This is a genomic window from Halodesulfovibrio sp. (assembly GCF_025210605.1).
Lineage (GTDB): Bacteria > Desulfobacterota > Desulfovibrionia > Desulfovibrionales > Desulfovibrionaceae > Halodesulfovibrio.
Map to the genome: position 1 here is coordinate 83,887 of NZ_JAOARI010000031.1, position 22,784 is coordinate 106,670.

Consider the following 22,784-nt stretch of genomic DNA (forward strand, 5'->3'; position numbering starts at 1 on the left):
CTGCAACTAGCAGCTGCATGACCCACAATTGCCGCCTGGACAAGGGATAGCATAATCCCCGTTAAAGCAAGCAAGACAGTAATCATCAGGAGATGAAACCGATTTGAGCAGCCCTTCGATGGAAAGATAGTGAAGGCTGTCCAGACCGATGAATTTTTCGATCTCCTTTATGGTATTATTGGCGGCAATCAATTCTCCCTTAGATGAGAAATTGATGCCGTAGTAACACGGAAACTTGATAGGCGGGCAACTTACTCTGAAGTGAATTTCCCTTGCACCAAGCTCCCGCAGCTTTTTAACTCGAGAGCGGATTGTCGTACCGCGAACAACGGAGTCGTCCACAATGACAATACGCTTATCTTTGATAAGGCTTTTAACCGGATTGATTTTAACACGGGTGCTAAAATCTCGCATATCCTGTGATGGCTGAATGAATGTTCTACCAACATAGTGGTTTCGAATCATTGCATGCTCGTACGGTAGTCCGGACTGCTGTGCGTAGCCAACAGCACAGTAGATTCCAGAATCGGGAAACGGCATGACAAAATCAGCATCTACATGTGACTCCAGCGCAAGCTGGTGCCCCATTTTCTTTCGACAGGCATATACATCTTCGCCAAAAACAAGTGAGTCAGGACGAGAGAAATAGATAAGCTCAAAAATGCAATGGCGTCTTTTCTCTACTTGCACATCCATTTGATAGGATTCAACAGAGTTGCCATCTAAAACGAGCATTTCTCCCGGCTTGATGTTGCGTATCAAGTCTGCTTCCAGCAGATCGAACGCACATGTCTCTGAGGCGATTACATGAGAGTCTCCGAGACGTCCGAGAACCAACGGGCGAATACCAAGAGGGTCTCGTACTGCAATAAGTTTATTGTTTGCCATAAGCAAAAGCGAGTAAGAACCCTGTGCCTCTTTACACGCAGCAAGCACTGCTTCTTCAAGCGGTTTTGTGCGCAGGTGTTTTACAATCAGATGCACAATGACTTCGCTGTCGATTGTGGTCTGAAAAATGGAGCCGCTTTCCTCAAGCTGAGCACGCAGTTCCATTGTATTAACGAGGTTTCCGTTGTGTGCAATGGCAAGCTGCAAGTCTTTGTACTGAACCATGAATGGCTGGGCATTTCGTAAACGAGAGCCACCGGTTGTTGAGTACCGGATATGCCCCATTCCAATATCGCCCTTCAGTTCTCTGCCAAGGTGCTGCTCATTAAACACGTCGGGAACAAGTCCCATGCCACGCTCTTCACGAAGTTTTGTGCCGTCCCATGTTACAATTCCGGCACTTTCCTGTCCTCTATGCTGCTGAGCATAGAGACCGAAGTAAGTAAGGCGGGCTGCCTCTTCGTGATTATAGATCCCGAACACACCACAATATTCACGTTTCATGGCATCCCTTCCAGCCTTTTATGGAGAATTATTCTCCAGCGTAGTATTCTTGCAAACTTTTAACAGTCAGTTCGCAGTTTCTCTGTTCTGCTATAGCCATAGATATAGCACGAGCTCCGGAAACAGTTGTGGAGTAAGGAACTCCGTACACCAATGCTTCCTGCCGGATGGACTTGGAGTCCTGCACGGTGCGTTTGCCGGAAGCCGTGTTCAAGAGGAGAGCTACTTCACCATTCTTAATAAAGTCAACTATGTTTGGGCGCCCTTCGTACACTTTTGCAACTCTGGTTGCCGGAATTCCGTTTTCTATGAATAGCTTAGCGGAACCGGAGGTTGCAAGAACTTCGAAGCCGAGATCGACAAAACGTTTGGCAACATCAAGGATGTATGGCTTGTCACGATCATTAACTGAGATGAAGACTTTGCCTTCCTGAGGTAGTACCTGACCGGAAGCGATCTGTCCCTTCATAAATGCTTCTTCTACTGTATTTGCAATGCCCATTACTTCGCCTGTAGAGCGCATTTCAGGGCCGAGAAGGATATCTACACCAGGGAATCGGTTGAATGGGAATACAGATTCTTTAACGGAAACATATCCGTGCTTGCGCATGGACCAAGGGTCGAGGTCTGCCAGCTTTTCACCGAGCATTACCTGTGTTGCAAGGCGAGGCAACGGTACTCCGGTTGCTTTGGATACAAACGGTGCTGTACGTGATGCACGCGGGTTAACTTCCAGAATAAAGATTTGTCTGTCTTTAACTGCAAACTGAATGTTCATAAGACCGATAACGCGCAACTCTTTGGCGAGTTCGATTGTCTGTCTTCTGATTTCACCGACGATTTCGGCTGGTAAAGTATGCGGAGGAAGAACACATGCGGAGTCGCCTGAGTGGATACCGGCTTCTTCAATATGCTCCATAATGCCTGCAACGTACACTTCTTCACCGTCGCTGATGGCGTCTACGTCAACTTCTGTGGCATTCTCAAGGAATTTGTCCAGAAGAATAGGATGCTCAAGATTGCTAGGAACATATTTATCAAAGTATGTAGCAAGCTGTTCTTCATCAAATACGATTTCCATAGCGCGTCCGCCAAGAACGTAGGAAGGGCGAACAACAAGCGGGTATGTGATAGTTGTAGCTGCCTTGCGTGCTTCTTCAAAAGACATAACCGTTGCGTTTGCTGGCTGCATAAGATCAAGCTTATGAATGAGAGCCTGAAAACGCTCGCGGTCTTCTGCGCGGTCAATGGAGTCAGGATGTGTTCCAAGAATAGGTACACCAGCGCGCAATAACGGCACAGCAAGGTTAAGCGGAGTCTGTCCGCCGAACTGAATGATTACTCCGTCCGGTTTTTCCAGCTCTACGATGTTCATTACATCTTCAAAAGTGAGCGGCTCAAAGTAGAGGCGGTCGGATGTATCGTAGTCAGTAGAAACTGTTTCAGGGTTGGAGTTAACCATAATGGACTGTACGTCCATGTCGCGCAGTGCAAACGATGCGTGACAGCAGCAGTAGTCAAATTCAATGCCCTGACCGATTCGGTTAGGACCGCCGCCAAGAATAATTACTTTCTTCTTGTCCGCAACTTCAATCTCATGACCTGTTTCATAGGTGGAGTAGTAGTACGGGGTGTAGGCTTCAAATTCGGAAGCACAGGTATCTACAAGGTAGTATACTGCCTCAAGTCCGAGTTCTTTGCGTAACTGGCGGATTGCAGTTTCTGGCTGCTTCCACATTTCAGCAAGCTGACGGTCAGAGAAGCCGTATTCTTTGGCGCGCTTCATGAGTGCATGAAGCTCTTCGTTTTCTGGAGCAAGAGAGTTTGCAAGACCAAAGTCTTTAATCTCTTCTTCCATTGAGATGATATCTTTCAGCTGATGGAGGAACCAAGGGTCAATGTGCGTAATCTCGTGCAGTTCCTCAATGGTCATTCCAAGGAGGAATGCATGGCGCAGGGCGAATACACGCTTAGAGTTCGGTGTTCGCAGCAGCCCCATAATATCTTCAAGTTCAGGAAGCTTGCTGCGGTAGTTGCTACCGAAACCGGCAACACCTACTTCAAGAGAGCGCATGCCTTTCTGGAAGGACTCTTTGAAGGTACGTCCAATGGACATAGCTTCGCCGACACTCTTCATTGCGGTGTTCAGTTCGTCCTGTGCACCAGGGAATTTTTCAAAAGTAAAGCGAGGAAGTTTGGTTACACAGTAGTCAATGGTCGGCTCAAACGATGCCATTGTCTCGCGGGTAATATCGTTCGGGATTTCGTCGAGAGTATATCCCACAGCAAGTTTTGCTGCAATTTTCGCGATAGGGAAGCCTGTTGCTTTGGAAGCAAGGGCAGAAGAACGGGACACACGCGGGTTCATTTCAATAACCACGAGGTCGCCGTTTTTAGGGTTTACACCGAACTGTACGTTGGAACCGCCAGTTTCAACACCAATTTCACGCATGATGGCGATAGAGGCGTCACGCATTTTTTGGTATTCAACGTCAGTAAGGGTCTGTGCCGGAGCTACGGTAATGGAGTCACCGGTATGAACGCCCATCGGGTCGAAGTTTTCAATGGAGCAAATGATAACGCAGTTATCCGCCTTATCGCGCATAACTTCCATTTCATATTCTTTCCAACCGATGATGGATTGTTCAAGAAGGAGTTCTGATTGAATAGATGCTGCAAGACCCTGTGAAGCGATAGTTTCAAGGTCTTCCATGTTGTAGGCAATACCGCCGCCTTTACCGCCCATGGTAAATGCAGGACGGATAATGATCGGGAAGCTCATTTCTTCGCCGATGCGGCGTACATCGTCCATGCTGCGGGCAATATCAGAACCCGGAACACTAAGGCCGATGTTTGCCATTGCTTCGCGGAACAACTCACGACTTTCAGCTTTTTCAATAACTGATTTGGTTGCTCCGATAAGCTCAACACCACACTCTTCAAGTACACCGGATTCTGCAACTGCAAGCGCAGTGTTCAGACCAGTTTGACCGCCAAGTGTCGGCAGTAGAGCACAAGGTCGCTCTTTTCGGATAATCTCCGCAACCGTCGCAGGTTCAATTGGCTCAATATACGTCCGGTCTGCAAGCTCAGGGTCTGTCATAATCGTAGCCGGGTTGGAGTTAACCAACACAACTTCGTACCCTTCTTCTTTCAAGGCTTTAACAGCCTGAGTTCCGGAGTAGTCAAACTCACAAGCCTGACCGATAACAATCGGTCCGGAGCCAATAACCATAATGCGCTTTAAATCTGTCCTTTTCGGCATGGTGGCAAAAATCTCTGGTTGTAAAGGTTGCACCTTCTCGGTGAAGACAGAAAATACTGTCGGGCACAAAAATAGCGGGAAAGAATTCCCCGCAAGATTAATGACGTAAGAATCCGAGATTACCGTCAACCTGTAAGACAAGGAGCGGATTGAACCTCGTGCCCTCGCCAGAAATCTCCGTGTCTTACGCTAACGGAGTTTGAAAAGCAAATTAAAATTTTGCTGTTTGAAAAATATATCCTGCCGTGCTGCGTAATGCAAGCTGTGTCCTAAATACTTGCTCTTCTCGTATCTGACTGGTACTCCCACAAGCTGAATCATTGTAAACTACTGCTGTATCGTGCGATTATACAGCAGCAGAACACCATTAGATTACATAAGGAGGCCGCTCACATGCTCGCGATTCTTGAGTACAAAGCGGGGAACCAGACAAGTGTTAAGCGTGCGCTTGACCATCTTGGTATCCCAAATAAAATTACAGCAAACCCAGATGAAGTGTTGGCGGCTCACGGAATTATTTTCCCCGGTGTCGGCGCTGCCGGTCAAGCAATGGAAGAACTTTTAGCTTCCGGTCTTGAATCTGTATTGCGCACTGCAATTGAACAGGGAAAACCGCTGCTCGGTATCTGTGTAGGTTGTCAAATCATGTTGGATTACAGTCAGGAAGGTAATACCAAAACCCTTGGTATTATTCCCGGACAGTGTAATCTGTTTAATGATGAGTGGAAGGACATGAACGGTGAGCCGATTCGTGTTCCGCATATGGGATGGAACAAGGTAATTCAGCATAAACCTTGCGAACTGCTTAAAGGCATCAGCGATGAAGACGAGTTTTACTTCGTACATTCATACTTCCCTGAGCCGCATCCAGACTATGTGATTGCAACAACACAGTACGGTTACGAATTTTGTTCTATTCATGGTGGTTCCGGCTTATGGGCTGTTCAGTTCCATCCGGAAAAAAGTGGTCGTGCAGGATTGCGCCTGATGAAGAACTTCTACAACTATTGCGAGGAGGCCGCTAATGCTAAGTAAACGTATTATTCCGTGCCTTGATGTACGCGATGGAAGATTGACAAAGGGCATCAAGTTCAAAGGTAATGTTGATATTGGCGATCCAGTAGAGACTGCAAAAAAATACTATGAAGAAGGTGCTGACGAGATCGTTTTTTACGATATTACAGCGTCGCATGAAGGACGTGGTATCTTTCTTGATGTTGTAGAAAAAGTAGCCTCAACTATCTTCATCCCATTTTCCGTAGGTGGCGGTATCAACTCTGTGCAGGATATGCGCGATGCCTTGAACGCAGGTGCTGAAAAAGTTTCCGTTAACTCAGGTGCAGTGAAAAATCCCGATATCATCAGTGAGGGAGCTGCCCGTTTCGGAAATCAGGCAATCGTACTGGGGATGGATGTCAAACAGGTTCCAATAACTGCCGACATTCCTTCCGGCTATGAAATCGTTATTCATGGTGGCAGAAAACATATGAATATGGATGCGATCGAGTGGGCAAAAACCGCTGAAGCGCTCGGTGCAGGTGAAATCTGTGTGAACTCCATCGATGCAGACGGTACAAAAGACGGCTATGAGCTGAACCTTACCCGCACAATTGCAGAGTCTGTGAAAATTCCGATCATCGCCTCAGGTGGTGCAGGTAATCCGCAGCACATGTATGACGCAGTGACAAAAGGGAAAGCAACAGCAGCTCTTATTGCCTCTATTGTTCATTACGGAGAATACACAATCCCTGAACTCAAACGGCAAATGAGCGCCATGGGCGCTAAAATGCGCATGAGCTGGTAGTCGCTAGTCATTTACTTTTGGAATGACGGCTCTGCCGTAGGGTTTTGTCCCCGACGGCGCTGCCGCGAGCTTTAAGAACCTTTCTCGAAGAAAGGTTCTTAAAAATCTCCAAAGACTTTTACCTGCGAGATCAGCACGTTTCTTTTGCTCTCTCGCGGCTTAAGCGGCACTACCCTTCGCTATTCAAGTTGGCTTGTGCCTACGTCTTTTGCTGCAATATTCTTCAATAATAACAATTAAAAAAGGCTGTCCTACATAGATAGGACAGCCTTTTTGTTTGAATCAAGTTACGCTAAGCCGTGCAAAGACATATCCAACGGGATATCCTTGCATAATAAAAAGTTTTGAAGGGGGTCTGGGGGAAACTTTGCAAAAGTTTCAGCCCAGCCGTCGGAGACAACAGTCCCTCGGAGAGCCGCCGGAGGCAGAGCATCTTGAAAAATTATTTGCTCAGCGGGTCAACATCAGATGTTGTGGCAAAGAACAGTTCTTTGTCGTAAGGACCGAAATGCTTTGTGTCACCCAGAAGGGTAAAGAATTCGATGCGGGTATAGCGACGCAGGCGTTCTTCTGTTACTCCGTGCTGTTTGTAATATTCTTCACGGTGCTGCGGGTCACGAGTTTCGGTAAGATCGTATACTGCTTCATCGGTTTCACCCCATGCGTGCAGTACCCATTTTGTGCCATCGTACAGCCAGCCGTGGACGATTGTGCAATCTTCGCATTCGCTACCAACTTCGATTACAGCCTCAAAACTTTGTTCTTTGTATTCCATTAGATATTCCTCTCGTAGCATATTGCAAATATTAACAGGTTGTTTCTGCCATAAACACTGAACCTAGGGCATTGCCTACCGCAAAGTGATCGGGGAATGTTATGGTTGTATTTAACCGCTTGGCTACGTTTGTGAGCAAGAATGGTGCAGCAGCCCCTATTCCGATCATTGGCACATTGAGCGATACTGTAATTTGCAATAATTGGTTTTCTTCGCGGTTTGCAAGATATCCGGCAAGATTGCCGCCAATCTCGCGTTTAGAAAGATGCCGCAATACTGTTTCTTCGATTACCCTTTCTGCCTGTCTTACAACGCGCTCTGCAAGCTCTTCAACAGTACAGCCTTCTATCGTTGCAAGAATGTTTGCAGCACTGAGCGCCATGTCACGGTCACCGATTTCAAGCTTGTTTAGAACATGCAGCGCATCCGTAGGCGTGAATCCAATTTCGATGACATCCTGCTTGTGCAGAAGCTTTTTCAATTCCTGCTCAAAGGTGATTTCTGCCATGCTCAAATGTTTGAGTAGAGCATGTGGCGTCATGGAGCCGTGTTTAGTCAGACACGTCAGGATAGTCGATTTTTCAATGCGTTCTTGCGATACGTCAGGCGCTATTGCGATACAACGTGATAGCTTGTCTTGCCCTATCCAAGTCTCTGGTGCGGGGACAGCCCGCGCCATACAGATAGGCGTGACGCGTGCAGGACCCACTTGCATTGGCTTGCCGCTGGTGAGTTGCACGAGGCTGTCACCACCGATGCCCACAGTAAACATTTCTACTGCTTCAACATGTGTTTCCCATTTTCCTATGGACATGCCTGCGGTGTCTACGACTGGTTTCCCATCTTTGATTAGGGTTATGTCAGTAGTTGTGCCGCCTACATCTAAGATAAGGGCATCTGTTGTATTTGTTGCCTTTGCACCGAACAATGCTGTTGCCGCAGGACCGCTGGCAATTGTAGACGCTGCATGTGTGAGAGCTTCCTGCATCTGCATTGCGGTTGCATCACCACGAACTACGAGAACTTCGCCTGTAATTCCACATGCTGTAAGCGCACTGCTGATACCGGAAAGAAATTTTTGCATGACTGGCAGTAGTTGGGCGTTGAGGCAGGCGGTTGATGCGCGCTCTTTCATACCAGCTCGGGAACTTGCCTCGTGTGAACAAAATACGGGGGCGTCGCTCACCAGCTTAACAGCTTTAGCTGCGACCAACTCATGTACTGGATTTATGAACGCCATTGAACTGCATACTGCCCATGCTTCAACATCGTTTTTAAGCTCGTTCACACCATCTACTATATAGTTGATGCCCAACGGTTCTACTTCTTCACCTTTGATGGTGTGCCCGCCGGGAACAAACCGTGCTGCCACTGCTGGCACTTCGAGCCGTTGGTTAAAGCCGATAACAAAAAGGGCTACATCTGCACCTTTGTTTTCCACCAACGCATTCGTCGCTAACGTGGTAGAAACGCATGTTTTGCCGATATCATCAGGATTAATTCCAGATACGCTAAGTACCTGTTCAACCACAGATTGAATGCCCTTTTGAATGTCATAATGTGTTGTGGGACTTTTGGCAGTTGCTACAACTGAACCAGAGGTTTTATCCACAATAACTGCATCCGTATATGTTCCGCCGGTATCTATGCCAATACAATACCGCTTCTCTTTTACCATTCCTTCTACTCCCGTCCATGAATGAGCGCACAGCCTACAGCCCGATGAGGTGGTTTGGCAACAGCACACATTACATACGGATTTGAGGGATAGTAGTACTGTACTGAAAGAATAAAGATATAAATTATAATGCGATTCTAATAGATTCTAATACGGAACCTTTGCTCAAGACTGTATTTAAGCGTAAAGAGACTTAATCTGACTCTATTTCGGATTGATACATTTTTTACAACATACAGGGGGATTCGTATCAAAATCTAATCAATTTGAATAAAAAAGATGCGGGGGAAAAATACGCTTCCGACAATCTGTGCGTATTATTTATGACTATACAAAACGTGTGTTAAAGAAATTTTTTTCGACAAGAATACACGCAACGTACACTATTAGATTGCAATGTGATTTTAACGATATGAAAAAGTATTTTTTTATAAGAAAAATAATATTCCAACACAATATAATGGAAATGTTATATTTTACTACGTAGCTTCAGCTAAGAATTTAAGAAGCCAGTATTAAGGTCTGAACAGTCGTACTATCGTACTCGCAGATCATTAATGCGTGTGGAATATGTTGCAATAAATTATGTGGCGTAAAGGAAGGAGGAAATATGGAAGAATATCTGAAGCAGGCTTTGGATATTGTTAAAGCACAGGCTAGTGTTCGCACTATGACTGAAGATGAAATCGGCTCTATGATGCAAAAGTTGGCTTTTGGCATTAAACAAATTGCCGAAGGCGCTCAGGAAGAAATCGAGCAAGAACCGATAATGGAGCCTGGAAAAGCTATTAAAGAAAAGTCCATCACCTGCCTTGAATGTGGTAAGTCTTTCAAAATACTTACCCGCAAGCACTTGCTTTCTCATGACCTGTCTATGCAAGATTACCGCGAAAAATACGGCTACAAAAAAGGTATGCCGCTTGTTTGTAAATCTTTGCAACGTGAGCGCAGAAAAAAAATGAAAGATATGCGCCTGTGGGAAAAACGCAAAAAGAAAGCGTAGCAAGTAGCTGAAAGCGTAGCACAGTCGCTTGTGCGATCAAGCGTAATGCAACGCTGCATTTACCTGACAAAAAAACCCGCGTTGGAGTAATTCCAATGCGGGTTTTTTATTTGTATCATGTATTTTCTAGCGGATTTCGCGGGTAGTGCTGAACGTTACTTTCGGGTAGCGCTCCTGAGCAGATTCCAGTTTCCATGGATTCGGCGCAAGGTAGGCAAGGCAGCCTTCAGCATCAATTGCAAGATCACTGCTGTAGTAATCTTTGAAATCAGCGAGAACTTTCTCGTCATCACTGCTAATCCAGCGTGCGGTTGTAATCATGCATGGCTCATACAACGCGTTTACGCTGTATTCTTCTTTCAGGCGGTGTACAATTACATCAAACTGCAACACACCAACAGCACCAAGAATGTAGTCACTGTTGGAGATAGGGCGGAACAGCTGTACCGCGCCCTCTTCTGCCAACTGCTCAAGACCTTTCTGCAACTGTTTGCGTTTCATTGGGTCTTTTAACTGTACACGGCGGAAATGTTCCGGCGAGAAGCTTGGGATACCAACGAATTTCAGCTCTTCCTTTGTTGTGAAGGTGTCGCCGATTTTGATTGTACCGTGGTTGTGGATACCGATGATATCACCTGCAAATGCTTCATCAACGCCTGTTCTATCCTGCGCCATAAAGATGGTTGCATTCGCAATGGTAAAATCTTTGCCCTGACGATGATGCTTTACCTTCATGCCACGGGTAAACTTACCGGAACAAATACGCATAAATGCGATGCGGTCACGGTGGTTTTTATCCATGTTTGCCTGAATCTTAAAGACAACACCGGAGAAATCAGTTTCGTATGGTGAAACTTCACGAGTTGTAGTCGGGCGGCTTTTTGGCGCTGGTGCCAGATCAACAAAGGCATCCAGCATTTCCTGCACACCAAAGTTGTTAATAGCAGAACCGAAAAATACCGGAGTCTGCTCACCACTGAGGTAACGCTCTTTGTCAAATGGGTTACCTGCACCTTCCAGCAGTTCCAGCTCATCGCGCAGTTGTGCTGCATATTCACCAAGGTATTCTTCGAGGCGCGGGTCGTTTACGTCATTAAAAACAAGACCTTCCTGAGTTTTACCTTCGTGTACAGCGCTGAACAAGTGTAGTTCGTTTTTGTAGATATTCCATGTACCTTTAAAATCTTGTCCCATGCCGATTGGCCATGTGAGCGGTACACATTCTATCTTTAAATGCTCTTCGATATCAGCCATGACGTCGAGAGGATCAAGACCGTCACGGTCGAGCTTGTTGATAAAGGTCACGATAGGGGTGTTACGCAGGCGACATACATCCATCAGTTTCAATGTCTGTGCTTCTACGCCCTTTGCGGAGTCGATAACCAGCAAGCCAGAGTCTACCGCTGTTAAAACACGGTAGGTGTCTTCAGAGAAATCCTGGTGACCCGGTGTGTCTAGCAGGTTAACTTCGTGCCCTTTGTATTCAAACTTCATAACAGAGGAGGTAACAGAAATACCGCGTTCCTGTTCCATCGCCATCCAGTCAGAAGTAGCGTGGCGTGCCGCTTTACGGGATTTTACTGAACCCGCCATCTGAATAGCACCACCGTACAGCAGCAATTTTTCTGTAAGGGTGGTTTTACCGGCATCCGGGTGACTGATGATGCCGAAGGTACGGCGCTTATCAACTTCGCGTGCTAAAGCTTTACTCATTGTTATTCCTCTGTATTCCGTTTTGTCTGTAAAAACGGTGCGATCTCGCAAAAAACAGCGCGGTAACCCGCGCTGTATATAAGCTGATATTGTCAGCGTAGAAATGTATATCCAACGCTGTTGATGACTGCCTATTCCATAAAGACACTACTTTGGTCAAGGAGGAACAGATGCCTCAGGCACACTGTTTTTTCTTCTTTTCTGTTTGCTTTTTGCTTTGGCAGGGTAGAGTCAGCGTATTTTCACAGTTTTCATCTTCTGGTAATGTACTTAGGATACCAAGCAGAGGGAGTATTATACTACATGCAGATACAAAATGAACGAATCTTTCTGAACCGAAATAGTACCGAATCAACCACAGCCCAGTCCGTTGTGTATTGGATGCGTTGCGAGCATAGGGCACAGGACAACTGGGCACTCCTTTATGCTCTGGAACAGGCGAACAATCAGAATTTGCCGTTGATTGTACTTTTTTCTCTTTATGGCTCAACACCCAACGCCTCATACAGACAGAAGCGTTTTTTGTATGACGGTATTCAAGAAACACAAGCTACGCTGGAAGACCTCGGAATTCCATTTGTTAATTCTAATGCGGTGACACCTGAAGAATTAGCTGAAGTGGTTAATCGATTCGAGCCTTCCATTCTTATTACAGACCATTCTGCATTGAAACCACAGCAGCGCTGGCTGCATGCGATTGCTAGTCAGACACAATGTGCCATAGCTGAAGTGGATGGACGTAACGTCGTTCCTGCACGGTATGTATCTGGTAAACAAGAATACGCCGCACGTACAATCCGTCCTAAAATTCACAGGTTACTGGATCAGTTCCTTACATCTTTCCCTAAGCTTTCTAGCCCTGAGGTTGTATGGAAAGGAGACACCTTTACAGAGCCGCTACTGGCTCCAGCAGAGCATGTAGGCAGCCCGTCAGCAGTTTCCAGTTTTGCCGCAGGGGAAAAAGCCGCACATAGCGTTCTGGATGTGTTCTTGAAACGAAAAGTTTACCAGTATCTTCAGAGAAATAATCCTAATGAGGATGCCTTGTCGAATCTTTCGCCGTATCTGCATTTCGGGATGCTCTCTGCACAGCGTATTGTACTGAAAACGTTGCAGCATCCACAAATTCCTTCTGAAGCAAAAGAAACATTTTTGGAAGAGCTTGTTGTTCGTAGAGAACTTGCAGACAACTTCTGCCTGTTCAACCCAAATTATGATTCTACACAAGGGTTCCCTGAATGGGCATTGCGAACATTAGAAAAACATCGTTCCGATCAGCGGGAATATATCTATTCTCTTGCTGAATTTACGAATGCAGAAACTCACGACCCACTGTGGAATGCAGCGCAGCAGGAATTGCTATTGCTCGGAAAGATGCACGGATACATGCGTATGTACTGGGCAAAAAAAATTCTGGAGTGGACAGCATCGCCCGAAGAAGCCATGCAGATTGCCATATACCTTAATGACACTTATTCGCTGGATGGTGTTGATTCCAACGGATATACAGGAGTCGCATGGTCAATAGGCGGTGTGCACGACAGAGCGTGGCGTGAACGCCCTGTCTTCGGCACTATCCGGTATATGAACTATAATGGAGCCAAGCGAAAGTTTGATGTTGCTGCGTATATCGACAAAATGCACTTTCTGGCTCGAAAACATCAAAAGTAATATCTGGGCACGCCTGCTGCTCAGAATGCTATGACTCTATATCGAGTTCAAGCCATACTGGGCAGTGGTCGGAACCAAACTGCGTATCTTCAATCCATGCATCTTTAACAGCATCTTTTAATTCTTCAGAAACAAAGAAATAGTCGATACGCCAGCCAGTATTATTCTTACGTGCGTTAAAACGGTATGACCACCACGAGTATTTGTCTTTGGTATTCGGGTTAACGTATCGGAATGTATCCACGTAGCCAGCGTCTACAAATTTATCCAGCCATGCCCGTTCAATCGGTAAAAATCCGGAAGTGCCTTCATTCGGTTTCGGGCGTGCAAGGTCTACCGGTTTGTGGGCGGTATTAAAATCACCACACACAACAATCGGTTTTGTTTTCCGCAACTCTTCTGCATGATCTAAGAATGCATCGTAGAAACCGAGCTTGTATTCAAGGCGGTCATCGCCCGCCTGCCCATTAGGGAAATAGATGTTGAAGTAATGGAATGCATCAAATTCAAGGTGAATAACACGTCCTTCCCCTTGGTATTTAGGATCAGGAAGCTCATAGGAGACACTGAGAGGCTTTATTTTAGAAAATACCGCCGTACCGGAGTAGCCTTTTTTTACACTGGCTCCAAGCCAGTAGCTGTAAATACCTTCAGGGTGTCTATCTTCTTCGGCAATCTGCTCCGGCATCGCTTTTGTTTCCTGCACACCGACAACATCAGCACCGTTTTCTTCAAACCACTGCCACTCTGGCTTTTTTCGAACAGCTCTAAAGCCGTTAACATTCCAAGATGTCAATTTCATTTCTACTTCCCCAAACTGCTAAAATTTACTGTGCAGACCGTAGCCTAGTGAGATTTTGTCGTCAATCAGGAATTATTCCTGATTAATGTAATTGCTTGATATAAAGAGCAGGGATATGTTGGGGCGTTACAGTACATAAGAGTCGATCACGCTATTAGTTAACTTCCGTTCTCTCTTTAAAGGAGACAAATACGCTATGATTCAAATATACAAAGCAAGGCGAGACAAATTACGCGCTCTCATGGATGAGAAGGGCATAGAAGCACTGTTTATCAGCCATGAAGCAAACCGTTTTTATCTGTCTGGTTTTGAGCTGCATGACGGGCAAAAAAATGAGTATGCAGGATACCTGTTCATCACCAAAGATGGAAAAGACTGGTTGTTTACAGACCCTCGCTACCAAGATGCTGCAAAGCGGTTATGGGACGACTCTCATATCTATATATATAAGGGCAGTGCGTCGGCATCTATTAATGAACACATCAAGCAGTTGGGATACTCAACCATCGGTTTTGAAGCTAATACCATTCCATATGCCTTTTTGAAGGTTCTTGCTGGTGGCTTGCAATGTGTAGAAGGCGACGGACTTGTAGAAAAATTACGCATCATCAAGGATGAACACGAAATTGCCTGTCTTAAAGAAGCGTGTGCATTAAACCATAAGCTCATGCAATGGGTTCCATCTGTTTGCAGACCGGGACGTACAGAAAAAGCCGTAGCGTGGGATATTGAAAAGTTTTTCCGCGAGCATGGTGCTAGCGAGCTTGCTTTTGCCTCTATTGTTGCTGTCGGTCCTAATGCTGCACTGCCACATGCTATTCCCGATGACACGGTCATCACGGACGAATGCCCTATTCTTATTGATGTAGGTTGCCGCCTGAACGATTATTGCTCAGATCAGACCCGTACCTTCTGGGTTGGCTCTCACCCTTCAGACGAATTTCAGCGAACTATGGAACTTGTCCGCACCGCGCAGGATACAGCTATAGCGTCTATGGAACCGGGAATGCCGGTAAAAGAGGCTCATGCTATCGCTTCCAAAGTATTTGCTGATGCCGGTGTAGAAGAAGCCTTTACTCATTCGTTAGGGCACGGAATTGGGCTGGAAACGCATGAGGCTCCTTCCGTGAACATGCGCTCTGATGCCATCCTACAGCCGGGAATGGTGGTTACTGCCGAACCCGGACTATACTACCCAGAGTGGGGCGGCGTGCGCTGGGAACATATGGTTCTGGTCACAGAAAATGGCGTAATTCGTATGTAGGGATAGAATAGCGAATCGTTGCAGAGCAAGTGTATTCGTTAGAAAGCCCCTCTGGTTTTCTAGACTTTCTAAGCCTGCGGTATTGTTTAATACCGCAGGCTTTTTTGTAATCCTGAGACTCCAGATAATCCTTCCGTATATCCTCTCCCTAATCAGCTTATCAACGTGCAGCTGTTGTGTGGATGTTACAATTGCCCATAGTTAAAACAGATTCTCGATCATGGTCACGGGAGGGCATGATATGATAAAGGTACTCCGTTTTAGTGCATTGTTTTTGTGTTTATGTCTGATTTGCGTATCGACTGCTTCAGCCAAAAAATACACGCAGCAAGAATGTGATAAATACTATTTCTCTGCTCAGTATGATGAGGCGTTTCAATGCATTAGTTCTATGGCAGACGAAGGTGATCCACAGTCACAATTTAACTTAGCAGTGTTGTACCATTTGGGACAAGGTGTAGAAAAGAATAAAGAAAAAACTATTTACTGGTTACTACGTGCAGCAGAAAACCAGCACCCTAATGCGCAATTTGGTGTTGGCGCAGCATATGAAGCAGGTTTCGGGGTAGAAAAAGACCTTGGAATTGCTGCCCAGTGGTACACAAAAGCTGCCAACCAAGGACACGCAGCCGCGCAGACTAATTTAGGCGTTATGTACGGTAACGGTGAAGGTGTGCAGAAAAACCATATTGAAGCATTAAAATGGTTCAGGCTTGCAGCCTCCAGTGGAAGCAGCAAGGCAAAACGCAATGCAGAATTGTTATCCGAGCACATGTCAAAAGAAGAAATTATTGAGGCAGATGCAATGGCGGCATCATGGGAACCGATAGTGCCTCAAAACGCAATTTCACTTCCAAACTCATCTGTACACAAGTGAGGAATATATGCTTAAGCTTTTAGAAGGATTCGATGACGCAACGGTTGCAATAGAATCAGAAGGCGAGGTGACTCACAAAGATTATGAAGAAGTGCTTATACCCCGCGTAAAAGAAATTTTGGAAACCCATAAAAAGGTAAAGTGCTTTATTCATTTCACCGAAGGCTCCACCTACTCTGTCGGTGCTATGGCAACAGATGCAATGTTCGGCTTCCGGCACTTACTCTCTTGGGATAAAGTCGCCATAGTGTCAGATATTGAATGGATTCATAAAGCCATGCGCTTCATTCTTCCTATCATGCCGTTCAAAATTACGCTCTTTGCGGAAAAAGAATACGACGAAGCCAAAACTTGGCTCAACTCATAACCGTCACGGTACGTATGGCTTTTTCCGTCTTCGCCGACCAGAGAACTTTTTGCAATACTATAGTGCAATAAGGGTTCTTTGGTCGGCGATAGTTTTTTTGCTTACACTAAGCCAGACCTACTTTTGAAACGTTACAAAAAGTTTTGCACAATTTTGCGAACAAGATATTGACATGGTGTGCAAAACTATCGGGATGCAAGAGTAATACTGTTACGTTAACAGGTTGCTTTCTTGCATCTTTTTTTTCAAGAGAGTTGATTGTGGAATTGGTTTTAGTAACAAAAATACGAACAAGTTACGAACATCTGTGCAAAACTACTATAATATGCTGGAAAAGATGGGTTTAGCTTTATGTCATTAACTTGAGTTAACTGAAGGTGTCTTACGTTAAGTTGAATTCACTTAAGGTCGCATTGAGAAACTGTTGGGGTATTTCGTGTAGTGCTGTCACATTAACAAGAGGGAGAGGATTAGACCTAGGGATTGATGTGCAAGATGCATACTGGTTGATATGCGGGGAAGTCAGGTGAGGCGTGTGCATACATAGCGGTGCTTGATAGCTAAGCGCGTACAATTACAAGGCTGTATGACGATGGAAAAAGTAAGCCCCCGTTGTATAAACAACGGGGGCTTTAATGCAGATATGTATAGGCGCGGTGAGTGCCAAACCAGAGGACTGAGTGAGTCTAAATGACGTTCCTGTCCTGCTGTGTTTTTACTACGTGCCTGTGACTACTACTTTTCTTCAGCGTAATCTTTGGATGCCGGTGTGTTTGGATTATTCATTTCGAGGTCAAGCGGGTAGCCAAGCACCATAGTTTTACGTGCTTCAAAACCACTCACACCCGGATGGGTATTGATACCCACAACCAAATCCATGATGCCGTCGTTATCAAGGTCTGCAACCTGATATCCCATTACACCGCCTTTAATACGGCGTGTTTTCCACTGAAGTCCAAGACCTACGCCATCCCACTGCAAGGAGTGAATTTCACCCTGTGGGAAGAAGCGGTAGCGATCAAAGAACTGAGCCGCAATGGAAATAGGTTTGTTAACCAACACTTCATATTTACCATTGTGGTCAAGGTCTTTGACTACAAACGGCATTGGAATGAAGTACTTAGCAGGGATAAGAAGTTTGTCCTTACCGAGTCCCGGCATGGTGTCATCATTTTCAATACTGATGGTGCTACCGGAGTACGCTGCTGCGGAAGAAACAATGCGGTCAAAGCTGGAATTGTATACAGCAATTTTTTCACTATCTGGAAGAAGAACAATAATTTTATCGCCGTCCTCTTCGTCAGGTACCCATGCAAAGTTGAACAGGTTTGTCTTCTTAGGAAGCGCGATTCGGCGGCTGGTGGTTACTTCACCGTTAATGAACGCAAGTTCGTGTACGCCGGATGTGAATACATCTCCACCTTTGCGGGTCTTTTGTCCGATGAGAACAGGCAGGTATGTAGGTGGCAGTGCTACGACGTTTGCAAGCATTTTAATGTGCGGTGCAAATTCAACAAGCTTACCGTCTTTCATTGTGTAGAAGAAGGTAATGGAGCCTTGATCTTTGTCCATGCCGCTTACAACAAGCTCTTTTTTCTTATCACGGTCTAAGTCAATAGCGCGAACTGTAAGTAAGTCGTAGCGGCGCATTGGCTTAACTTGTGTGATAGGATCAAGAGCGTTCTTTTTAAAGTTGTAAACACGAACGGTATGTTTATCGATAAGAACTACTTCGTTTTTCTTGTTACCAGTAATGTCAGCAACAATCATGCTGTGCGCTGCAAAACGCAAAGAGTTGGAACGAAGACGGCTGTTAGAATCGTTGTTCCCTGCATAGCGGAACTGCGGGTTCAGAAAAACTTCCTGATTTGCAGAAGTCTGGTTAACAGTAATTGCAGGGTTCATCTGGTTGACGCGCTCTTTAGTTTCAGCAACAGCTTGTGCGCGTGCGTCAGGGCGGTCAAAAACTTCAGTGTTAATAGCACCTGCAATGTTTTGCAGGGTCGGAATCATATCATTCAAGGAGCTGGAAGCAGAACGAGGCCAGATTTTACCGTTTTTATCAGCGACACGAACATCCAATGATGTCTGATCGCCGATCATGTTTACGCTACCGTAAATGAGGTAATCTGCACCGGAGGTTTCCAGAGCTTTTTTTGCCTCTGCGTTGCTGGCAGGTGCAGCAATGCCTTCGAGAGCAGCAGCGTCAACAGGAACAAAATGTTCCTTCCAGAACAAACGAGAACTGAGCATTTGCGGAATAGCACGCTCTAAGTACTTGAATGTTTTCGGTCCATTGACGGTAAACGGAACAACCCCAAACGTCTTTGCCCCTTCTGCAAACGCTACAGACATGCTTAACATCAGCATCAGCACTGTCAAAATTACAGTGCGTATAACAGATTGCATATAATCTCCTTAAAAAAAGTACGTACTGGGCAGCGTATTTACCCAGAATAGTCGCAAGGTTACTTGAAAAGGTCGAACTGTAGTTACCATACAGCGTGCTTACCAACGCCTTCTCAAAGGCAGGTTGGCGCACGTAAATATGCTACAATGCCTGTATTTAACTTTTTTTGTGGCAATTTTTGAAAAATCACGTTTCAAAAAAAATCTCATTTTGCTTCGTTAGCATCCCTTCCATAATATCACTTGATCGATGAAGCAACCATAAGGTACAGCGGCAAGCATAATTTTAATATAAAATGGATCGAGCAGGAGACTTTGTGACAGTAACAACCTCATCCCGTTCTTTCAGGCTTGTCTGCACCCCTGAAGAGCGCCCACTCGTTGAAGAACTTTTACGTGCTCAAGGGTACGATTTTGAGCCGGAGCCGTTTTCTGAATGGTCCCGAAGAATAACGCATGAGCCGAAACCACTCGGTTCCAGCCTCGCTGCCTTTTTCGGGCTCATCTATATTCAGGACAGATCGTCCATGCTGCCGCCTGTTGTGTTGAATCCTGATGCTGGAGATGCTGTACTTGATATGTGCGCAAGTCCTGGCAGTAAGACAGGCTTTTTGGCGCAGCTCGTAGGTGCTGATGGTTTTGTTATGGGGAATGAACCAAGCAGAAACCGTCTTGCTACATTGCGGCAGAATCTTTTCACAATGAACCTGCTGCATACAGCTACCTGCTCATACCCCGGTGAAAGTTTGCCTTTACCTTCCGGCGGTTGGAAAAAAATCCAGCTCGATCCTCCATGTAGTGGATGGGGAACAGTAGAGCGTAACCCGAATGTTCTAAAATTGTGGCAAGGCGATAAGGTTAAGCCGCTTATCGGCATTCAGCGCAAGTTGCTGCAAGAAGCATTTCGCTTGCTGGCTCCTGGTGGCAAAGTCGTTTTCTCCACATGTACAACGAATGTGCAGGAAAACGAGGAGCAGGTGCGGTTTGCAGTAGATGAGGTAGGCTTCCAGCTTGAACCTGTGACACCACCGGAAGGTTTTACGTTTGAAGCACCGTATCTTGACGGATGTGAAGGTACGCTGCGTGTTGATCCTGAAAAATCCGGCGCACAGGGTTTTTATATTGCTGCTTTTACTAAACCTGAAGATGCGGAAGCTCCAGAGGAGTTTGAAGCTGGTCTTAAAGCAGACATTATGCCGCGAAAAGCCTTGAGCATGCCGGGAGTAGACGCAGCTTTATTGCCTGATGGTGAGCTTGCGCATGTCCGCGAAAATGCGTTGTTCCTTCCGCAGTATGCCTTGGATAACTTCCCTGAAACATTCCGGTGGAGAGGATTCCCTATAGGCAAAATGGCTCGTGGAGAAGTGCGCCCGTCGCCGAGATTGCGTGCGCTTATGCCGGAGTATCAGGAAGGCAACGGCATCAACCTTGAAGAAACAGAGCCGATTGAACGACTGCTTACCGGTCAGTCCATGCAGGTGAAAGCAAAAGGTAAAGAGACAGGCTTGTACTTCAAAGGGCTACGTCTTGGACGCTTAAAAGTGAAAGGGAATCGAGTTCTTTGGAGTGAAAAATAATTTTTAACTGTTCTGCTTCTGCTTTATCCAGCTAAGAAACGAGACAGCATTGCGGATGTTGAAAAGACAAGATGATAACAGGGCGTGACCTCTTTAGATTTGATTTTTGAAACGTACCGCATTGTACTTGATAGTGAAAAATCCCCTCCGGTAGTCAAAGGCTGCCAGAGGGGATTTTTTGTTATCGAATATAATTGGGAATGTTTATGAACACTTCCCTCGTGAATGTCGTCATTTTTTCCATAATCCATGGGAATGCAATGAGCAGCGCCACAAACATGGCTATAATTTTCGGAACAAAGGTAAGGGTTTGTTCCTGCACCTGTGTTGCCGCCTGAATGATGGAGACAACAAGACCTACAACAAGACCTACGAGGAGCATAGGCAAAGAGATCATGAGAGTGAGCTCAATGGCTTTACGGGCATAGCCGATTACAAATTCGGGAGTCATAGTGTGTTATCCTTACAATAGGAAGCTGTTAACAAGTGATCCGGTGAGCAGGCTCCAACCGTCTACCAGAACGAAAAGAAGCAGTTTAAACGGCATGGAAACCATCATTGGCGGTAACATCATCATACCCATGGCCAGCAGGATACTGGAAACAACCATATCGATAATCAGGAATGGAATGTAAATGAGGAAGCCGATGGTAAAGCCGGTTTTAAGTTCGCTGATAACATAGGCAGCTGCCAGCATTAACGTTGGAACTTCTTTTTTAGTTTTTGGGCGTTCCATCTTGCTGATAGTGTAAAACAGCGACAAATCTTTTTCGCGTGTATGCTTGAACATAAACTCTCTTAGCGGCTGTTGTGCCACGTCCAGAGCTTCTGTAAAGCCTATTTGTTCGTTGAGGTATGGTTGTAATGCGTTATCGTTAATCTGCACACCTACAGGGCGCATGATGACAAACGTCATAAAGATAGCAAGACTTGCCAGAACCTGTGATGGTGGCAGCTGCTGGGTTCCTAACGCTTGTCGCAGGAACGAGAACACAATAATGATGCGGGTAAAGCTTGTCACTGTGAGCATGATAGCTGGTGCCAGCGACAAAATGGTGAGCAGGAACAGGATTTCCAGCAGAACGGAGACGTTTTCCGGTTCTGATTGTCCTGCGCCCAACGCGAGAGAAAGGGATGGTACTGCAAGGTCCCGCGCAGCAAAAGCTACAGCGGGAACCAGCAGCATTAAAGCACTAAGAGTCAGAATCCTTGCTGTGGAACTGTCCCATAATTTTCGTAAATTCTTCTGTGTCAGAGGAGTCGCTAGAGTCATCTTCCGCTTCCGTTTCAGATAAAAGGTTGATCTGGTGGTCTGTAACCCCCAGTAACAGCCTTTTATTCAAGAAGTGTACCACGACAAGTTGCTTTTTCGGCGCAATATGGAAGCGTTCTTCCACAGAAAGGGTGATTTTGTCCCCTTTTTTGCCTCTAAAGCCTTTATTCATGCCGATTTTCTTGACAAACCAGAGCAGTCCGTAAAGTCCGCCTAAAAGTATAAGCAGAATACCGATTGCCTGAATATAGCTACTCCAGCCAATAACTTCAGGGACGGCAGGTGACGTTCCATTGACGATATCAACGGTGGAATCAGCTGCCGCATGAGCTACTGTCACAAAAATGTTATGCAAGTTGCTTCACTCGCTCGATAGGGCTGATGATGTCTGTTAAGCGTACACCGAATTTTTCGTTAATAACAACAGCCTCGCCGCGCGCAACAAGCTTGCCATTAACAAATATTTCAAGTGGTTCACCTGCAAGCTTGTTCAGCTCTACAACAGAACCCTGACCAAGCTGGAGCAGTTCGTTGATAAGCAGACGGGTACGACCAAGCTCTGCGGAAACATCAAGTGGAATATCGAGAATGAAGTCGAGTTCGTGCTTGCCGGATTCTGGACGGATGGCTTTTGCATCCTCTGTCAAATCCTTGAACTCTGCTTCGTGCGCTTTGTTGGAGAGCGCGCTCTGTTCTTTTTCTTTCTTAATTTCTTCTTGTTCTTCAGAAGCGAGGGCAGCAGCCCACTCTTCAGCAAGAGCTTCGTTTTGGCTCATGTTTTGGGATGAACCGCCACCAAGGTCAGAAATATCGGTCATAGGGTCATCATCTTGATCTTCAAGAGCAGCAGCCCACTGTTCAGCCAGTAAATCCTGGTTTACATCGTCAGACATAATAAACTTCCTTATCTGAAA

The 22,784-nt window shown here is 45.8% G+C and carries 19 protein-coding genes; 8 read left to right on the forward strand and 11 right to left on the reverse strand.

Annotated features, from left to right (window positions below):
* Positions 1–6: 6 nt before the first annotated feature.
* Complete coding sequence (gene purF / locus N4A56_RS11865) at positions 7–1,392, reverse strand: amidophosphoribosyltransferase (RefSeq protein ID WP_295547556.1); 1,386 nt, start codon at positions 1,390–1,392, stop codon at positions 7–9.
* A gap of 28 nt (positions 1,393–1,420) precedes the next feature.
* On the reverse strand, positions 1,421–4,657 hold the full coding sequence (carB, locus tag N4A56_RS11870; RefSeq protein ID WP_295547559.1) for a carbamoyl-phosphate synthase large subunit: 3,237 nt from the start codon (positions 4,655–4,657) through the stop codon (positions 1,421–1,423).
* A 393-nt stretch (positions 4,658–5,050) separates the two neighbouring features.
* Between carB and hisH the strand changes: the two genes are divergently transcribed.
* Positions 5,051–5,692 carry an imidazole glycerol phosphate synthase subunit HisH gene (gene hisH, locus N4A56_RS11875; protein ID WP_295547561.1) on the forward strand — a complete coding sequence of 214 codons (642 nt, stop codon included), beginning with the start codon at positions 5,051–5,053 and terminating at the stop codon, positions 5,690–5,692.
* Entirely contained in the window at positions 5,682–6,461 is a 780-nt protein-coding gene (hisF, locus tag N4A56_RS11880; RefSeq protein WP_295547563.1) for an imidazole glycerol phosphate synthase subunit HisF, read from the forward strand. The genes hisH and hisF overlap by 11 nt, the downstream gene beginning before the upstream one ends.
* A 442-nt stretch (positions 6,462–6,903) precedes the next feature.
* Here hisF and N4A56_RS11885 read toward each other — a convergent pair whose 3' ends face one another.
* Both N4A56_RS11885 and N4A56_RS11890 read right to left on the reverse strand, forming a co-directional pair.
* The gene (locus N4A56_RS11885; protein ID WP_293671048.1) at positions 6,904–7,236 is read right to left on the reverse strand and encodes a hypothetical protein; all 333 of its coding nucleotides are present in this window, start codon (positions 7,234–7,236) and stop codon (positions 6,904–6,906) included.
* Between the two features lie 31 nt (positions 7,237–7,267).
* Positions 7,268–8,914 carry a hydantoinase/oxoprolinase family protein gene (locus tag N4A56_RS11890; RefSeq protein WP_295547566.1) on the reverse strand — a complete coding sequence of 549 codons (1,647 nt, stop codon included), beginning with the start codon at positions 8,912–8,914 and terminating at the stop codon, positions 7,268–7,270.
* A gap of 610 nt (positions 8,915–9,524) precedes the next feature.
* On the opposite strand from N4A56_RS11890, the gene N4A56_RS11895 reads away from it, so the two are divergent.
* Positions 9,525–9,917 (forward strand): MucR family transcriptional regulator, encoded by a 393-nt coding sequence (locus tag N4A56_RS11895; protein ID WP_293671046.1) that lies wholly within the window; start codon positions 9,525–9,527, stop codon positions 9,915–9,917.
* A 126-nt stretch (positions 9,918–10,043) separates the two neighbouring features.
* On the opposite strand, the gene N4A56_RS11900 is transcribed toward N4A56_RS11895, so the two are convergent.
* Positions 10,044–11,630: a peptide chain release factor 3 gene (locus tag N4A56_RS11900; protein ID WP_295547569.1), complete on the reverse strand. Its 1,587-nt coding sequence runs from the start codon at positions 11,628–11,630 to the stop codon at positions 10,044–10,046.
* A gap of 303 nt (positions 11,631–11,933) precedes the next feature.
* Between N4A56_RS11900 and N4A56_RS11905 the strand changes: the two genes are divergently transcribed.
* Positions 11,934–13,301, forward strand: a complete 1,368-nt coding sequence (locus tag N4A56_RS11905; protein WP_295547572.1) for a deoxyribodipyrimidine photo-lyase — start codon at positions 11,934–11,936, stop codon at positions 13,299–13,301.
* Positions 13,302–13,329: 28 nt separating this feature from the next.
* Here N4A56_RS11905 and N4A56_RS11910 read toward each other — a convergent pair whose 3' ends face one another.
* Complete coding sequence (locus N4A56_RS11910) at positions 13,330–14,103, reverse strand: exodeoxyribonuclease III (RefSeq protein ID WP_295547575.1); 774 nt, start codon at positions 14,101–14,103, stop codon at positions 13,330–13,332.
* A gap of 196 nt (positions 14,104–14,299) precedes the next feature.
* On the opposite strand from N4A56_RS11910, the gene N4A56_RS11915 reads away from it, so the two are divergent.
* The 3 genes from N4A56_RS11915 (at position 14,300) to N4A56_RS11925 (ending at position 16,611) form a co-directional block, all read left to right on the forward strand.
* On the forward strand, positions 14,300–15,367 hold the full coding sequence (locus N4A56_RS11915) for an aminopeptidase P family protein (protein WP_295547577.1): 1,068 nt from the start codon (positions 14,300–14,302) through the stop codon (positions 15,365–15,367).
* Positions 15,368–15,608: 241 nt separating this feature from the next.
* Positions 15,609–16,244, forward strand: a complete 636-nt coding sequence (locus N4A56_RS11920) for a tetratricopeptide repeat protein (protein WP_295547579.1) — start codon at positions 15,609–15,611, stop codon at positions 16,242–16,244.
* Between the two features lie 7 nt (positions 16,245–16,251).
* Positions 16,252–16,611 (forward strand): STAS/SEC14 domain-containing protein, encoded by a 360-nt coding sequence (locus N4A56_RS11925; protein WP_293671040.1) that lies wholly within the window; start codon positions 16,252–16,254, stop codon positions 16,609–16,611.
* A gap of 735 nt (positions 16,612–17,346) precedes the next feature.
* Here the strand turns inward: N4A56_RS11925 and N4A56_RS11930 are convergent.
* Positions 17,347–19,020, reverse strand: a complete 1,674-nt coding sequence (locus N4A56_RS11930; protein ID WP_293671039.1) for a VCBS repeat-containing protein — start codon at positions 19,018–19,020, stop codon at positions 17,347–17,349.
* A 317-nt stretch (positions 19,021–19,337) separates the two neighbouring features.
* Between N4A56_RS11930 and N4A56_RS11935 the strand changes: the two genes are divergently transcribed.
* Complete coding sequence (locus N4A56_RS11935) at positions 19,338–20,597, forward strand: RsmB/NOP family class I SAM-dependent RNA methyltransferase (protein ID WP_295547581.1); 1,260 nt, start codon at positions 19,338–19,340, stop codon at positions 20,595–20,597.
* Positions 20,598–20,778: 181 nt separating this feature from the next.
* On the opposite strand, the gene fliQ is transcribed toward N4A56_RS11935, so the two are convergent.
* Genes fliQ through fliN form a run of 4 tightly spaced genes read right to left on the reverse strand, consistent with a single transcriptional unit; the run spans position 20,779 to position 22,766 of the window.
* Positions 20,779–21,048: a flagellar biosynthesis protein FliQ gene (fliQ, locus tag N4A56_RS11940; RefSeq protein ID WP_293671037.1), complete on the reverse strand. Its 270-nt coding sequence runs from the start codon at positions 21,046–21,048 to the stop codon at positions 20,779–20,781.
* Positions 21,049–21,060: 12 nt separating this feature from the next.
* Complete coding sequence (gene fliP, locus N4A56_RS11945; RefSeq protein WP_293671050.1) at positions 21,061–21,783, reverse strand: flagellar type III secretion system pore protein FliP; 723 nt, start codon at positions 21,781–21,783, stop codon at positions 21,061–21,063.
* Positions 21,784–21,790: 7 nt separating this feature from the next.
* The gene (gene fliO / locus N4A56_RS11950) at positions 21,791–22,225 is read right to left on the reverse strand and encodes a flagellar biosynthetic protein FliO (RefSeq protein WP_295547585.1); all 435 of its coding nucleotides are present in this window, start codon (positions 22,223–22,225) and stop codon (positions 21,791–21,793) included.
* Positions 22,218–22,766 carry a flagellar motor switch protein FliN gene (gene fliN, locus N4A56_RS11955; RefSeq protein ID WP_293671049.1) on the reverse strand — a complete coding sequence of 183 codons (549 nt, stop codon included), beginning with the start codon at positions 22,764–22,766 and terminating at the stop codon, positions 22,218–22,220. Before fliN ends, fliO begins: the two co-directional genes overlap by 8 nt.
* Positions 22,767–22,784 lie beyond the last annotated feature (18 nt).

Excerpts from the sequence above, each read along its gene's own strand:
- N4A56_RS11930 (WP_293671039.1), bottom strand. The coding sequence starts at position 19,020 with ATGCAATCTGTTATACGCACTGTAATTTTGACAGTGCTGATGCTGATG.
- N4A56_RS11910 (WP_295547575.1), bottom strand. The coding sequence starts at position 14,103 with ATGAAATTGACATCTTGGAATGTTAACGGCTTTAGAGCTGTTCGAAAA.
- hisF (WP_295547563.1), top strand. The coding sequence starts at position 5,682 with ATGCTAAGTAAACGTATTATTCCGTGCCTTGATGTACGCGATGGAAGA.
- fliQ (WP_293671037.1), bottom strand. The coding sequence starts at position 21,048 with ATGACTCCCGAATTTGTAATCGGCTATGCCCGTAAAGCCATTGAGCTC.
- purF (WP_295547556.1), bottom strand. The coding sequence starts at position 1,392 with ATGAAACGTGAATATTGTGGTGTGTTCGGGATCTATAATCACGAAGAG.
- N4A56_RS11890 (WP_295547566.1), bottom strand. The coding sequence starts at position 8,914 with ATGGTAAAAGAGAAGCGGTATTGTATTGGCATAGATACCGGCGGAACA.
- N4A56_RS11920 (WP_295547579.1), top strand. The coding sequence starts at position 15,609 with ATGATAAAGGTACTCCGTTTTAGTGCATTGTTTTTGTGTTTATGTCTG.
- N4A56_RS11905 (WP_295547572.1), top strand. The coding sequence starts at position 11,934 with ATGCAGATACAAAATGAACGAATCTTTCTGAACCGAAATAGTACCGAA.
- N4A56_RS11925 (WP_293671040.1), top strand. The coding sequence starts at position 16,252 with ATGCTTAAGCTTTTAGAAGGATTCGATGACGCAACGGTTGCAATAGAA.
- N4A56_RS11900 (WP_295547569.1), bottom strand. The coding sequence starts at position 11,630 with ATGAGTAAAGCTTTAGCACGCGAAGTTGATAAGCGCCGTACCTTCGGC.
- carB (WP_295547559.1), bottom strand. The coding sequence starts at position 4,657 with ATGCCGAAAAGGACAGATTTAAAGCGCATTATGGTTATTGGCTCCGGA.
- N4A56_RS11885 (WP_293671048.1), bottom strand. The coding sequence starts at position 7,236 with ATGGAATACAAAGAACAAAGTTTTGAGGCTGTAATCGAAGTTGGTAGC.
- N4A56_RS11915 (WP_295547577.1), top strand. The coding sequence starts at position 14,300 with ATGATTCAAATATACAAAGCAAGGCGAGACAAATTACGCGCTCTCATG.
- hisH (WP_295547561.1), top strand. The coding sequence starts at position 5,051 with ATGCTCGCGATTCTTGAGTACAAAGCGGGGAACCAGACAAGTGTTAAG.
- fliP (WP_293671050.1), bottom strand. The coding sequence starts at position 21,783 with ATGCTGCTGGTTCCCGCTGTAGCTTTTGCTGCGCGGGACCTTGCAGTA.
- N4A56_RS11895 (WP_293671046.1), top strand. The coding sequence starts at position 9,525 with ATGGAAGAATATCTGAAGCAGGCTTTGGATATTGTTAAAGCACAGGCT.